12 protein-coding genes are annotated in these 13727 nt (G+C 71.2%); 10 read left to right on the forward strand and 2 right to left on the reverse strand.

Annotated elements, in window-relative coordinates; all coding sequences use genetic code 11:
• Window positions 1-276: 276 nt before the first annotated feature.
• Window positions 277-705: a metallopeptidase family protein gene (locus tag ACFYQ6_RS28065; protein WP_361586956.1), complete on the reverse strand. Its 429-nt coding sequence runs from the start codon at window positions 703-705 to the stop codon at window positions 277-279.
• Window positions 706-1059: 354 nt separating this feature from the next.
• Between ACFYQ6_RS28065 and ACFYQ6_RS28070 the strand changes: the two genes are divergently transcribed.
• The 9 genes from ACFYQ6_RS28070 (at window position 1060) to ACFYQ6_RS28110 (ending at window position 11344) form a co-directional block, all read left to right on the forward strand.
• The gene (locus tag ACFYQ6_RS28070; RefSeq protein ID WP_361586954.1) at window positions 1060-1482 is read left to right on the forward strand and encodes a DUF3499 domain-containing protein; all 423 of its coding nucleotides are present in this window, start codon (window positions 1060-1062) and stop codon (window positions 1480-1482) included.
• A gap of 289 nt (window positions 1483-1771) precedes the next feature.
• Window positions 1772-3388, forward strand: coding sequence for an L-lactate permease (locus ACFYQ6_RS28075; protein ID WP_388765537.1), 1617 nt, complete (start codon window positions 1772-1774; stop codon window positions 3386-3388).
• 63 nt (window positions 3389-3451) lie between these two features.
• Entirely contained in the window at window positions 3452-4819 is a 1368-nt protein-coding gene (locus tag ACFYQ6_RS28080) for a phosphomannomutase/phosphoglucomutase (protein WP_388765539.1), read from the forward strand.
• Window positions 4820-5038: 219 nt separating this feature from the next.
• A complete protein-coding gene (locus tag ACFYQ6_RS28085; protein WP_356742502.1) occupies window positions 5039-5221 on the forward strand; it encodes a Trm112 family protein in 183 nt (60 codons plus the stop codon).
• A gap of 42 nt (window positions 5222-5263) precedes the next feature.
• Window positions 5264-6400 (forward strand): SIS domain-containing protein, encoded by a 1137-nt coding sequence (locus ACFYQ6_RS28090; RefSeq protein WP_361586946.1) that lies wholly within the window; start codon window positions 5264-5266, stop codon window positions 6398-6400.
• A gap of 64 nt (window positions 6401-6464) precedes the next feature.
• Window positions 6465-7685, forward strand: a complete 1221-nt coding sequence (gene manA, locus ACFYQ6_RS28095) for a mannose-6-phosphate isomerase, class I (protein ID WP_361586944.1) — start codon at window positions 6465-6467, stop codon at window positions 7683-7685.
• Window positions 7686-7772: 87 nt separating this feature from the next.
• On the forward strand, window positions 7773-8765 hold the full coding sequence (locus tag ACFYQ6_RS28100; protein WP_361586941.1) for a cation diffusion facilitator family transporter: 993 nt from the start codon (window positions 7773-7775) through the stop codon (window positions 8763-8765).
• 262 nt (window positions 8766-9027) lie between these two features.
• Entirely contained in the window at window positions 9028-10485 is a 1458-nt protein-coding gene (ahcY, locus tag ACFYQ6_RS28105) for an adenosylhomocysteinase (RefSeq protein ID WP_361586938.1), read from the forward strand.
• A 148-nt stretch (window positions 10486-10633) separates the two neighbouring features.
• A complete protein-coding gene (locus ACFYQ6_RS28110) occupies window positions 10634-11344 on the forward strand; it encodes a hypothetical protein (protein ID WP_388765543.1) in 711 nt (236 codons plus the stop codon).
• Window positions 11345-11365: 21 nt separating this feature from the next.
• Here ACFYQ6_RS28110 and ACFYQ6_RS28115 read toward each other — a convergent pair whose 3' ends face one another.
• Window positions 11366-12259 carry an RDD family protein gene (locus ACFYQ6_RS28115; RefSeq protein WP_388765545.1) on the reverse strand — a complete coding sequence of 298 codons (894 nt, stop codon included), beginning with the start codon at window positions 12257-12259 and terminating at the stop codon, window positions 11366-11368.
• A gap of 120 nt (window positions 12260-12379) precedes the next feature.
• Here ACFYQ6_RS28115 and ACFYQ6_RS28120 point away from each other — a divergent pair, with 120 nt between their 5' ends.
• Window positions 12380-13387 carry a stage II sporulation protein M gene (locus ACFYQ6_RS28120; RefSeq protein ID WP_388765547.1) on the forward strand — a complete coding sequence of 336 codons (1008 nt, stop codon included), beginning with the start codon at window positions 12380-12382 and terminating at the stop codon, window positions 13385-13387.
• Window positions 13388-13727: the final 340 nt, after the last annotated feature.

Consider the following 13727-nt stretch of genomic DNA (forward strand, 5'->3'; position numbering starts at 1 on the left):
CCGGTCCGGGCGCTCGACGGCGCGATTTGCCGGTCCGGACGACTGGACCGCGGGGTCTTTCGGTCCTGGACTACTGACGGCGGGCCCTGCCGGTCCGGGCGCTCGACGGCGCGATTTGCCGGTCCGGACGACTGGACCGCGGGGTCTTTCGGTCCTGGACTACTGACGGCGGGCCCTGCCGGTCAGGGCGCTCGACGGCGCGATTTGCCGGTCCGGACGACTGGACCGCGGGGTCTGCCGGTCCGGACGACTGGCCGCGGACGCGCTGCGGACCGTTCAGTCCTGCCCGTAGCGCGGGTCGACCGACTCGGGGGAGAGGCCGAGCAGCTCCGCGACCTGCTCCACCACGACCTCGTGCACCAGTAGGGCGCGCTCGTCGCGGCTCTTGGTGCGGATCTCGACCGGGCGCCGGTAGATCACGATCTGCGCGGGCTGCCCCTTCACGGCGGACAGCGCGCGGCCCAGCGGCACGGTCTCCTCCAGCGATCCCGGTACGTCGAGGACGAGGAAGTCGACGTCCGCCAGCTGCGGCCAGCGACGCTCCAGCCGTTCCACCGAGTCCTGGACGAGATCGCGGAAGCTCTCGGCCCTGCTGACCGACAGCGGCACCTGAGGCGGCGCGAGCGGTCCACGCATGCCACGGCCGTGACGGTCGCGGCGGCGGGGCCGTGGCTCGGACGAAGGGGGCGGTACAGGACTGTCCATCACCGACGCAGCGTAACCCTCCGATGTCCCCGGCGATCACGGCTTCCTCGCGGGCCCGCCGGATGTCCGCCGGATGTGCCGCCGGACGCCGGACCGGACGCCGGACCGGGCCTCGGACCGGATGACCGACCGGATGTACGGCCGGATGTCCGCGGATGAACATTCAGGCCAGGGTTGAGAGCGGATCCGGCCCTTGGTCCGACCGGCGGCCATCCGCCGGATGACCGCATATGTTCTCCCCGGCGACCGCAGGAGGCCCGCGAACACCCGGCTCGCACCGGTTGCCACGCAGGTCGGAAGGGGTACGTCCGAGCCGTCCGTGGCCGGGCCCCGGGGGCGACACGTGGGGGTGAGGTGGGGGAGAGTCGTCGCAGCCCGCTCAAGAGTGCGGTACCGTCCAACATCGTGAGCCCTGTACGTCGCTGTTCGCGAACTGCGTGCGGCCGTCCCGCCGTCGCGACACTGACGTACGTCTATGCCGACTCGACCGCGGTCCTCGGCCCGCTCGCCACCTATGCCGAGCCCCACTGCTACGACCTCTGCGCCGAACACGGCGAGCGGCTCACCGCGCCACGTGGCTGGGAGGTCGTCCGGCTCTCCGACCCCTCGGCCCCCACCCGCCCCAGCGGTGACGATCTCGAAGCGCTCGCCAACGCGGTGCGCGAGGCGGCCCGGCCGCAGGACCGCCAGCAGGCGGTCCGGGGACCGCGCACGGCGGACCCGGTCGAGGTCGCGCGTCGGGGCCATCTGAGAGTGCTGCGCTCACCGGACTCCTGACGGCGCTCCACCCGGGGCGACCGATACGTCCGGGTCCACCACCACAGGTGAGACCTCCGGTCCTCCACCCCGGGTGGCCGAGACCGTCTCCTGTGCCCCGGGTGACGGTGACCGTACGGTCCTCCGCCCGGCGGGCGGAGGGCTCTTCCGTATCACTCGCCCCACCCGTCACGTACTCGCCCGAAAGAAGTTTTCCGGTACGGAGCATTGACGTCCACTTGTCGCGGACACGACCATTCCCCCACCCGTGAGAGATCGCTTCCGCATCACGGAATCCGGGGAGGTCTGTGTGTTTGTCCAGCAACTCGAACCCGTAGCCGATTCGCTCGCCCTGTCCGCCCTCGTGGCCTCGCTGCCTCTGGTCACCGTCCTCGTCCTGCTCGGCGCCGTACGGATGAAGGCCCACCGTGCGGGACTCATCGGTCTCGCCGTCGCCGTGCTCGTCGGCACGCTGGCCTTCGGCATGCCGGTCGGGCAGACGCTCTCCGCAGGGGCGCAGGGCGGGCTCTTCGGTCTCTTCCCCATCATGTGGATCGTGGTCAACGCCCTCTGGGTGTACCGGATGACCGTCCGCACCCAGCACTTCGACATCCTGCGGCGCTCCTTCGGGCGGGTCTCCGACGACCCCCGCATCCAGGCGCTGGTCATCGCTTTCTGCTTCGGCGCGCTCCTGGAGGCGCTGGCCGGATTCGGCGCACCCGTGGCGATCTGCTCGGTCATGCTCGTCGCGCTCGGCTTCGACCCGGTGAAGGCCGCCGTCGTCTCCCTCGTCGCCAACACCGCGCCCGTGGCGTTCGGCGCCATGGGCACCCCCGTGGTGACGCTCGCCCAGGTCACCGGCTTGCCGCTGGACGACGTCGCCACGGTCGTCGGACGCCAGACGCCACTGCTCGCTCTCGTCGTCCCGCTGATCCTGGTCTTCCTCGTGGACGGCAGGCGCGGGCTGCGCGAGACCTGGATGCCCGCGCTGGTGTGCGGAGTGGCCTTCGCCGTCGCCCAGTTCGCCGCGTCGAACTTCGTCTCCGCCCAGCTCGCCGACATCGCCGCGGCTCTGGTCGGCGCGGGCGCGCTGATCGCCCTGCCCGGCGCCCGCAAGCCCGCCGCCGAACCCGTGCGCGCCGCCGTGCTGACGGGCGTACGCAGCGAGGACCTCGACAAGGAGGACCCGCGCCGTGAGGTGATGCGCGCCTACGCCCCGTACGCGCTGATCATCGTGGTCTTCTCCGTGGCCCAGATCCCGCCCGTCAAGCGGCTGCTGGCCGAGGCGACGCGCGTCTTCGACTGGCCGTTCCTCGACGTCGCGGGGCCGGACGGTGAAGCCGTCGGCGCCAACGTGTTCACCCTGCCGCTCCTCGGCACCGGCGGCACCCTCGTCCTGCTCGCCGGCCTGATCACGGCCGTCGTCCTCGGCGTACGGGTTGGCACAGCGGTGCGCGAGTGGGCCGCCACCGTGCACGAACTGCGCTACGCCATCCTCACCGTGACCTCCGTGCTCGCCCTCGCCTACGTCATGAACCTCTCCGGACAGGCCGCCACCATCGGCCAGTTCGTCGCGGCCGCCGGCGCCGGGCTCGCCTTCCTCTCACCGGTGCTCGGCTGGTTCGGCGTCGCCGTGTCCGGCTCCGACACCTCGGCCAACGCACTCTTCGGCGCCCTCCAGGTGTCCGCAGCACGGGAGTCCGGCCTCTCCCCCGAACTCCTCGCCGCCGCCAACAGTTCGGGAGGCGTGCTGGGCAAGATGATCTCCCCGCAGAACCTGACCATCGCCTGCGCGGCCGTCGGCCTTGCCGGACGGGAGGGCGATCTGCTGCGCAAGGTACTGCCGTGGAGCCTGGGGCTGCTGCTGGTGATGTGCCTCGTCGTGATGGCCCAGAGCACGGCGGTGCTGGGCTGGATGCTCCCCTGACCGGGAGCCGAGAGGCGCCGGGTAGTTTGGGCGGTCCGTAGAGACCCCCCAGGAGGACCGGCCGTGGTTGCTGATCTGTCGCAGCTCGTGAAGGCGTACGACGTGCGCGGAATCGTGCCCGACCAGTGGGACGAGCCGCTGGCGGAGCTGTTCGGAGCCGCCTTCGTGCAGGTGACCGAAGCGGACGCGATCGTGATCGGGCACGACATGCGGCCGTCCTCGCCCGGCCTGGCCGCCGCCTTCGCCCGCGGGGCGACGGCACGTGGCGCCGACGTGACCCTCATCGGGCTCTGCTCCACCGATCAGCTGTACTACGCCTCCGGCGCACTGGACCTGCCCGGAGCGATGTTCACGGCCTCGCACAATCCGGCGCGGTACAACGGCATCAAGCTGTGCCGCGCCGGAGCCGCGCCCGTCGGCCAGGACACCGGCCTGACCGAGATCCGCACCCTGGTCGAGCAGTGGTCCGAGCACGGGGCCCCGGCGAGCCCCGCCGGAACCCCGGGCACGGTCACGGAGCGCGACACGCTCACCGACTACGCCGCCCACCTGCTGGGTCTCGTCGGTCTCTCGGGGATCCGGCCCCTCAAGGTCGTCGTGGACGCGGGGAACGGCATGGGCGGCCACACCGTCCCGACGGTCTTCGCCGGGCTCCCCATCGACCTCGTACCCATGTACTTCGAGCTCGACGGGACCTTCCCCAACCACGAGGCGAACCCGCTCGACCCGAAGAACATCGTCGACCTCCAGGCGCGCGTCCTCGCCGAGAACGCCGACCTCGGCCTCGCCTTCGACGGCGACGCGGACCGCTGCTTCGTCGTCGACGAGCGCGGCGAAGGCGTGTCCCCGTCCGCGATCACGGCCCTGGTCGCCGCCCGGGAGCTCGCGCGCAACGGCGGCGAGGGGACGGTCATCCACAACCTGATCACCTCCTGGTCGGTCCCCGAGGTCGTCAGGGAGGCCGGCGGCACACCCGTCCGCACCCGCGTCGGCCACTCCTTCATCAAGGCCGAGATGGCCCGGCACGGTGCGATCTTCGGCGGTGAGCACTCCGCCCACTACTACTTCCGCGACTTCTGGAACGCCGATACGGGCATGCTCGCCGCCCTGCACGTCCTGGCGGCGCTCGGCGGGCAGGACGGCCCCCTCTCCGGGCTCCTCGACCGCTACGACCGCTACGCGGGCTCCGGCGAGATCAACTCCACCGTGGCCGACCAGGCCGGAAAGCTCGCGGCGATCAGGGCGGAGTACGGGAGCCGTGACGGCGTGAGCTTCGACGAACTTGACGGCCTCACGGTGACCGGCGCCGACTGGTGGTTCAACCTCCGCCCCTCCAACACCGAGCCGCTGCTGCGCCTGAACGTCGAGGCGCGGGACGAGAAGACGATGACGGGCGTACGCGACGAGGTTCTCGCTCTCGTGCGCGCGTGACCCCACGCGTTGCGGGCACACGCCCTGCGGGGCGTGCACGATGCCCGGTGTCCGATCCGCTCACCGGGTGCCCCCGCCCGACGCATGCGCCGCCGGGCGGGGCCTGCCGGGCCGCGACCCGCACGGCCCGGCGGTAGGCTGACCACGCCCCACGCTCCGCGGACCCCGACCGGGGCGCCCGGAGCGGATCCGCCCCGTACGCCCGAAGGGACCCACCTCATGCCGCTCGAAGCCGGCCTCCTGGAGATCCTCGCCTGCCCGGCCTGCCGTGCCGCGCTCGACGACCGCTCCGCGGCCGAGAGCCCCGAGCTGGTCTGCACCGGCACGGACTGCGGTCTCGCCTACCCGGTACGGGACGGCATCCCGGTCCTGCTCGTCGACGAGGCCCGCCGCCCCGCGTAATCACCGCACCCTGATCAGCACGGCGATCGGAGGCCCTACGCCATGCTCGACGAGTCGCTCCTCGACGCACCGGAAGCCCTGGCCCGAGCCGACAGGCGAGGTCTGCTGCGCGGCGCCGCCGAGGCCGGGGCGCGTGTGCGCACCGCCGCCCGGCACGCCGCCGAGGCCGGCATCGGCACCCTGGCCCCCGAAGGCCGGCCACGCGCCGTGCTCGTCGCGGGCCCCGGCACCGCCGCTGCGGGCGTCGCCGACCTGATCGGCGCCCTGGCCGGAGCCGCCGCCCCCGTCACCTCGATCCGGCCCACCGGAGTCGCGGCAGCGGGTGGAGCGCTGCGCTGGACGCTGCCGGGCTGGGCCGGGTCGGTGGACCTGCTGCTCATCGCCACGGCCGACGGGTCGGAGCCCGGGCTGGCACTGCTCGCCGAGCAGGCGTACCGCCGCGGCTGCACGGTCGTCGCCGTCGCCCCGGTCCGCTCGCCGCTGCGCGAAGCGGTGGACGGGGTCCACGGCCTCGTCGTACCCATGGCAGCCGCCCCGCACGGGGAGTACGACGCCGAGACCTCGGCGGCGGGCCCCGGCACCCTCTGGGCGCTGCTCACCCCCTTGCTCGCCCTGCTCGACCGGGTGGGGCTGATCGACGCCGCCCCGGATGCCCTGCAGAAGGTCGCCGACCGGCTCGACAGCGCCGCCGAACGCTGCGGACCGGCCATCGCCACGTACAGCAACCCCGCGAAGACCCTCGCGGCGGAACTGGCCGACAGCCTTCCGCTCGTCTGGACGGAAGGCGAGGCCGCCGGCCCCGTCGGGCGCCGGTTCGCCGCCGTCCTGGCCGAGCTCGCCGGCCGTCCTGCGCTCGTGGCCGAACTTCCGGAGGCACTGCCGTCGCACGGGGGGCTGCTCGCCGGGGCCTTCGCCGCGGGAGCCGACCCGGACGACTTCTTCCGGGACCGCGTGGACGAGCCCGAAGCCATGCGCGCCCGCGTCGTCCTGCTCCGCGACCGGCCCGCCGGCGGCCTCACCGCAGCGCCGGCCGCCCGCGAACTCGCCCTGAGCCACGACACGGCCATCAGTGAGCTCGAACCGGAGGAGGGCACCGAGCTCGAAGCGCTCGCCGAACTCCTCGCGGTCACCGACTTCGCCGCCGTCTACGCCTCACTGGCCTCCGACAACCGGGCCTGACGGCCCGCCCCTTGCCCCGGGCGCCACCGCCCCTCGCACCCACGCACCACGAGGACGAATCTCCATGGACCGGCTGTCCAACACCGTGCGCCCCTACGCCTGGGGGTCCACGACGGCCATACCCGAGCTGCTCGGCACAGCCCCGACCGGCGAACCGCAGGCCGAGATGTGGATGGGCGCCCACCCGGGAGCACCGTCCCGGCTCTCCCGCCCCTCGGACTCCTTCGCGTCCGCCTCGGGCTCCGTCCCGGGTTCGGCCTCGGGTTCCGCTCCGGGCGAGCTGTCCCTCACGGACGTCATCGCCGCCGATCCCGTACGCGAACTGGGCGCCGCCACCGTCGCCGCCTTCGGCCCCCGCCTCCCCTTCCTGCTCAAGCTGCTCGCGGCAGGCGCCCCGCTCTCCCTCCAGGTCCACCCCGACCTCGCGCAGGCGGAGCAGGGGTACGCGGACGAGGAGCGCCGGGGCATCCCCGTCGACGCCCCGCACCGCACCTACAAGGACGCCAACCACAAGCCCGAACTCATCTGCGCCCTCACGCCCTTCCGGGGGCTGTGCGGTTTCCGCAGGCCCGCGGAGGCCGCCGGCCTGCTGTCCGCCCTCGGCGTCGACTCCCTCAAGCCCTACGTGGACCTGCTCAGCGCCCACCCCGAAGAGGCCGCCCTGCGCGAGGTCCTCACGGCGATCCTGGGCGCGGACCCGGACGAGATGGCGCACACGGTCGCGGAGGCGGCAGAGGCCGCGGAACGGCTCGGCGGTGACCACGCCCCGTACGCGCAGATCGCCCACCACTACCCGGGCGACCCGGGCGTCATCGCGGCCATGCTCCTGAACTACGTCCAACTCCAGCCCGGCGAGGCCATGTTTCTCGGCGCGGGTGTGCCGCACGCGTATCTCGGAGGCCTGGGCGTCGAGATCATGGCCAACTCCGACAACGTGCTGCGCTGCGGCCTGACCCCCAAGCACATCGACGTACCCGAACTGCTGCGCGTCGTCCGCTTCGAAGCCACCGACCCCGCCATACTGCGGCCCGAGGCGGGGCCCTCCGGCGAGGAGTTGTACGAGACGCCGGCCGAGGAGTTCCGGCTGTCGCGCTACGTCCTGCCGGCCGGCGGCGCCCCTGTCGGCCTCGGCGCCCCGACCCCGCAGATCCTCCTCTGCACGGCGGGTGCCCCGAGAGCCGGGGAGATCACGCTCGCCCCCGGCGAATCGGTGTTCGTCGCGGCGGACGAAACGGTCGAAGTGTCGGGTACGGGGACGCTCTTCCGGGCGACCGTGGTGGCCTGACGTACCGTCCGCGCCAGCGACTGCAACAATGTCCGGCCGTAACGCGGCGACCGTGCCGCAGCATCGAGGAAGGGACACCCGGCACCCATGAGCGCGTCAGGCGGAACCAAGGCGATCGTGGCGGCACTAGCCGCCAACCTCGCGATCGCAGTGGCCAAATTCGTGGCGTTCCTCTTCAGTGGCTCGTCGTCGATGCTGGCGGAGAGCGTCCACTCGCTGGCGGACTCCGGCAACCAGGGCCTTCTGCTGCTCGGCGGCAAGAAGGCCCAGCGGGAGGCGACCCCGCAGCACCCCTTCGGTTACGGACGCGAGCGCTACATCTACGCCTTCCTCGTCTCGATCGTGCTCTTCTCGGTCGGTGGCATGTTCGCGATCTACGAGGGCTACGAGAAGATCAAGCACCCGCACGAGATCGAGGCCTGGTACTGGCCGGTCGGCGTGCTGGTCTTCGCGATCATCGCCGAGAGCTTCTCCTTCCGGACGGCCATCTCCGAGTCCAACCAGACGCGCGGCAACCTGTCCTGGACGCAGTTCGTCCGCCGCGCCAAGGCGCCTGAGCTGCCCGTCGTCCTCCTCGAGGACCTGGGCGCGCTCGTGGGCCTGATCCTGGCCCTCGCGGGCGTCGGCCTGGCCCTCGGCACCGGCAACGGTGTGTGGGACGGCATCGGCACCCTCTGCATCGGCATCCTGCTGATCGTCATCGCCATCGTGCTCGCCGCCGAGACGAAGTCTCTGCTGCTCGGTGAGGCGGCCGGGGTCGAGGACGTCGAGAAGATCCAGGCCTCGGTGGTCGACGGCGACACCGTCACCCGCGTCATCCACATGCGCACGCTCCACCTCGGTCCGGAAGAACTGCTGGTGGCCGCCAAGATCGCGGTGCGTGCCGAGGAGTCGGCGGCCGAGGTCGCCGAGGCGATCAACGCCGCGGAGAACCGGATCCGCGAGGCCGTCCCGATCGCCCGGGTCATCTACCTGGAGCCCGACATCTACAACGAGGCGGCCGCCGCGGCGGGCACCAACCCGGGCAAGACCCCGGGTGGCCCCAGCGCTCCCGACGCACCGGACGAATCCGGCCACTGACCTGCCTCGGATCAGCCCCGAACGGCCCCGTGACCCACTCCGCCGCCCTGGCGGACTGGGGCTCACTGGGCCGTTCGGTGTAGATTCGGGGGAGTACCAGACGTCGCTGCTGATGGCGGTCGATCGGTCCGCGGACGCGGACCGGCCGAGGGAGAGAGGGCCTCCGACGGACTGCACTGCGGATCGCCCGGGCATTCGTATGTCCGTGGCCGCCGCAGAGCCAGCCAGCCCACCCTCGACCCATCACGAGGAGCAGCCCGTTATGACGACGGCCGCCAATCGCCAGGACTTCAAGGTCGCCGACCTCTCCCTCGCCGCCTTCGGGCGCAAGGAGATCACCCTCGCCGAGCACGAGATGCCCGGCCTGATGTCGATCCGCAAGGAGTACGCCGCCGCGCAGCCGCTGGCCGGTGCCCGGATCACCGGCTCGCTGCACATGACCGTGCAGACCGCGGTGCTCATCGAGACCCTCGTCGCCCTGGGCGCCGAGGTCCGCTGGGCCTCCTGCAACATCTTCTCCACCCAGGACCACGCGGCCGCCGCCATCGCGGTCGGCCCGAACGGCACCCCGGACGCCCCCGCCGGCGTTCCGGTCTTCGCCTGGAAGGGCGAGAGCCTGGAGGAGTACTGGTGGTGCACGGAGCAGGCTCTGACCTGGCCGAACACCCCCACCGGCGGACCGAACATGATCCTCGACGACGGCGGCGACGCCACGCTGCTCGTCCACAAGGGTGTCGAGTTCGAGAAGGCCGGCGAGGCCCCGGACCCCTCGACCGCGGACAGCGAGGAGTTCGCCCACATCCTCACCCTGCTGAACCGCACGCTGGGGGAGTCCCCGCAGAAGTGGACGCAGCTGGCGTCGGAGATCCGCGGCGTGACCGAGGAGACGACGACCGGTGTGCACCGGCTGTACGAGATGCACCGTGACGGCACCCTCCTTTTCCCGGCGATCAACGTCAACGACGCGGTCACCAAGTCGAAGTTCGACAACAAGTACGGCTGCCGCCACTCGCTCATCGACGGCATCAACCGCGCCACCGACGTCCTGATCGGCGGCAAGACCGCCGTCGTCTGCGGCTACGGCGACGTCGGCAAGGGCTGCGCGGAGTCCCTGCGCGGCCAGGGTGCCCGGGTGATCATCACGGAGATCGACCCGATCTGCGCGCTCCAGGCGGCCATGGACGGCTACCAGGTCACGACGCTGGACGACGTGGTGGAGACCGCGGACATCTTCGTCACGACGACGGGCAACAAGGACATCATCATGGCCAAGGACATGGCCCGGATGAAGCACCAGGCCATCGTCGGGAACATCGGCCACTTCGACAACGAGATCGACATGGCCGGCCTGGCGAAGATCGACGGCATCGTCAAGGACGAGGTCAAGCCGCAGGTCCACACCTGGACGTTCAAGGACGGCAAGGTCCTCATCGTCCTGTCCGAGGGCCGTCTGCTGAACCTCGGCAACGCCACCGGTCACCCCTCGTTCGTCATGTCCAACTCGTTCGCGGACCAGACCCTGGCCCAGATCGAACTGTTCACCAAGCCCGAGGAGTACCCGACCGACGTCTACGTGCTGCCGAAGCACCTGGACGAGAAGGTCGCCCGTCTCCACCTCGACGCGCTGGGCGTGAAGCTCACGACCCTGCGTCCCGAGCAGGCCGACTACATCGGTGTCCCGGTCGAGGGCCCGTACAAGTCCGACCTCTACCGCTACTGAGCCGGCCGTCGGCCGGCCGACGGTTCAGCACCGGCTGAGCCGGCCGACCCAGTTCTCAGCAGCAGGTCCGAGCGCAGGCCCCCGCACCCCCGTGTCGGGGGCCTGCCCCGTACCGCACCCGCACAGCCCGAGGAACCAGAAGGACCCCATGCCCCGCGGCCGTTATTCGCTCCACGATCTCCACGACCACACCCCCCTCGGCGAAGAACACTTCCACTGCGCACCCGGCCCTTCGGGCTGGCGCTACGTCTCCCAGACCACGGGCCCCTCGGGTTCCCACCTCGGTTCCGTCGATCTGGCCCTGGACGAACTCGGCCGCCCCATCCGTCTGGAACTGCACGCCGCGAGCTGGCAGATCCGCGGCGCCGCCCTCGACGGGGTCACCTGGGTACGGACCGATCCGACCGGCACCCATGCCACCGAAGGCAATGTCCGCGCCCATACCTTCTCCGGCACGTCCCCCGCGTTCCTCGTCGCCGTCGCCCGGCTCCTGCGCCTCACCCCCGATTCCCCCGCGACCCGCGTCCGTCTGGTCACCTTCACGGACCCGGTCCTCGCCCCCCGCACTGTCGACCAGTCCTGGTCCCTGCTGAACAGTGAAGCGCACGCCACTGACAACGGGCCTCTGATCGTGGACGAATACCAGGTCAACGCTCTGGACACCGGTGAGCAGCACGCTGTCCACATCGCCGGTGACGTGGTGCTGGCGGCGCCTGGCATCGAGCTCGAGCACCTCGAGTCCCCGCCGTCGGCCATGCCCCGTCCCGACGGCCGAGGCGGGGGCCACGGCCTGGACGGGGACGGGGACACAGACGGAGACGAGGACGCCGGCCAAAGCTGGGCCCAGGCCCAGGACTAGTCCGGCGGACAGGAGGAAGTCTCAGGCGGGCGGGGCGAAACCGGTCGTGGACGGCCGGCCGTCGGCCGCGTGCGGAGCAGGAGCAGGAGCAGACGCGGGAGCGGCGGGGGGAGCAGGGGCGGCAGCGGGAGCTGCGGCCGGTCCCTGGACCCGGGCGCCGCGCCCGTGGGCCGCCGAGACCCGCCGGACGTCGCGCGCCTGCCGCTCGTTCACGACAGCCGCCAGATACGCGGCGGACGGCACCCCCTGCGGCACCGGAACGCCCGTGCGTGCGGCGAGATCGGCGGACAGCCGCTCGGCCATCGACCAGCGGACGGCGGCGTCGAGCTGGTTCATCCGTGTCAGGTACTGGCGGATCGCCAGCCAGAGACCGTCCGGAACCCCCGAAAGATCGAGCTGCGCGAAACGCCCCACCAGCCAGGGCGGCGGAGGCGGCACGGCGAGTGTGCGCCCGGCTCGCACCCGCTCCCGTACGACGAGCGTTCCGGCGAAGACGTCACCGAGCCGGCGCCCACGGGCGGACACCAGGGAAGCGACGCAGGCCACGACGCCGACCGTCCCCAGAATCTCGACCATGCCCATGGCGCCCCGCACGAGTGCGTGCCGGAAGCGGATCGGCCCGCCGTCGTCCCGCACCACCCGCAGCCCGCAGGCAAGCTTCCCGAGCGAGCGCCCATGAGTGAGGGTCTCGACGGCTACCGGCCCGCCCACCAGCACCAGAAGGAACACGGCTACCGCGATCGCGGCGGCAGCGGCCTCGTCCAGCGTCACCGTGGCTACCGCCAGACCGATGGACAGCAGGACGAACACCGTCAGAATCACCGCGAGGTCGATGGCGATCGCCAACGCCCGGCTGGGCAACCTAGCCGGCTGCAGCCCCAGTACGACCGCGTCTCCGGTCACGAGCTCATTCATCGCCACCCCACCCCTCGCCACCCTTCTCTGCCCCTCGGGCCCACAGTCTGCCAAGCTGACCCGCAGCGCGCCGCCGAAGTACGGACCCGTACGCACCCATGCCTGGAGCAGCAGCCGACCATGGATCTCGACGTCTTCGTGACCACCCACCACACCGAGTGGGACCGCCTGGACCATCTTCTGCACCGTGGGCGCAGCCTGACAGGCGCGGAGGCGGACGAACTCGTCGCCCTGTACCAGCGCACCGCCACGCATCTGTCCCTGATCCGGTCCAGCGCCCCGGACCCCGTGCTGACCGCCCGTCTCACGCAGCTCGTGGCCCGTGCACGCTCGACCGTGACGGGGACGCGCCGGGCCTCGTGGCGCGACGCCGGGCGGTTCCTGACCGCCGGGTTTCCCGCAGCCGTCTACCGTTCGCGGCACTGGTGGATACCCACCGCTGTGCTGTCCGTGCTTCTGTCGGCCGTCATCGGCTGGTGGATCGGCGCGAACCCTGACGTGCAGGCGGCCATCGCCGCACCGGAAGACCTGCGCGCCCTGACCCGGCCCGGTGGGGAGTACGAGACGTACTACTCCAGTCACCCGGCAGCCTCCTTCGCCGCACAGGTCTGGACGAACAACGCCCAGGCAGCGGCCATGTGCCTGGTCCTGGGAGCGTTCCTCTGCATACCGGTGATCTGGATCCTGTTCGTCAACGTGCTCAACCTCGCCGTCGGCATCGGACTGATGTCCTCGGCGGGCCGGCTGGACACGTTCCTGGGGCTCGTCCTTCCGCACGGCCTGCTGGAGCTCACCGCGGTCTTCGTCGCAGCGGGAACGGGACTTCGCCTCGGCTGGACGGTGATCGACCCGGGGCCCCGAACCCGGCGTTCCGCGCTGGCCCAGCAAGGCCGAGCGGCGTTGGGCATGGCCATCGGGCTGGCGCTGGTCCTGTTCGTGTCCGGCGTCATCGAAGGCTTCGTCACCCCCTCCGGACTTCCGACGTGGGCCCGCATCGCCATCGGCATCGTGGCTGAGCTGGCGTTCCTCGCCTACGTCTACATCCTCGGAGGCAGAGCAGCCCGCGGGGGAGACATCGGAGATCTCGACGCCACCGAGCGAAGTGCGGAGCTTCCTGCCGCAGCCTGAGAGGCGATGTGCGTACGAGGCCGCTGACCTGCTAGTCTCCTCGTCGCCCACAAAAACCATTGACACGGTCGGCGTGGGGAGGTAGATTTTAACGGTTGCAAGGGGCTGGACAAGCCCGGACGTAGCAGCTAAAGTTGAACTTGCTCGTGAAGGGGACAGGATCTCCTCCGAGCCGATCGATTCTTCTTCTTTCGAGCAGTCAGCCGATTCGCTTCGGCCGAAATGCTTCTGATAAAGTCGAGTCAGCCGAAAGGCAAAGGCCATTCCGCAGGCCACTGGAATCAAATTCGGACCGGAAACGGAACGGAAAAGAGTCTGGTAAAGTCGGACTCGCCGGAAA

Source organism: Streptomyces sp. NPDC005494 (genome assembly GCF_042872025.1).
Taxonomy (GTDB): Bacteria; Actinomycetota; Actinomycetes; order Streptomycetales; family Streptomycetaceae; genus Streptomyces.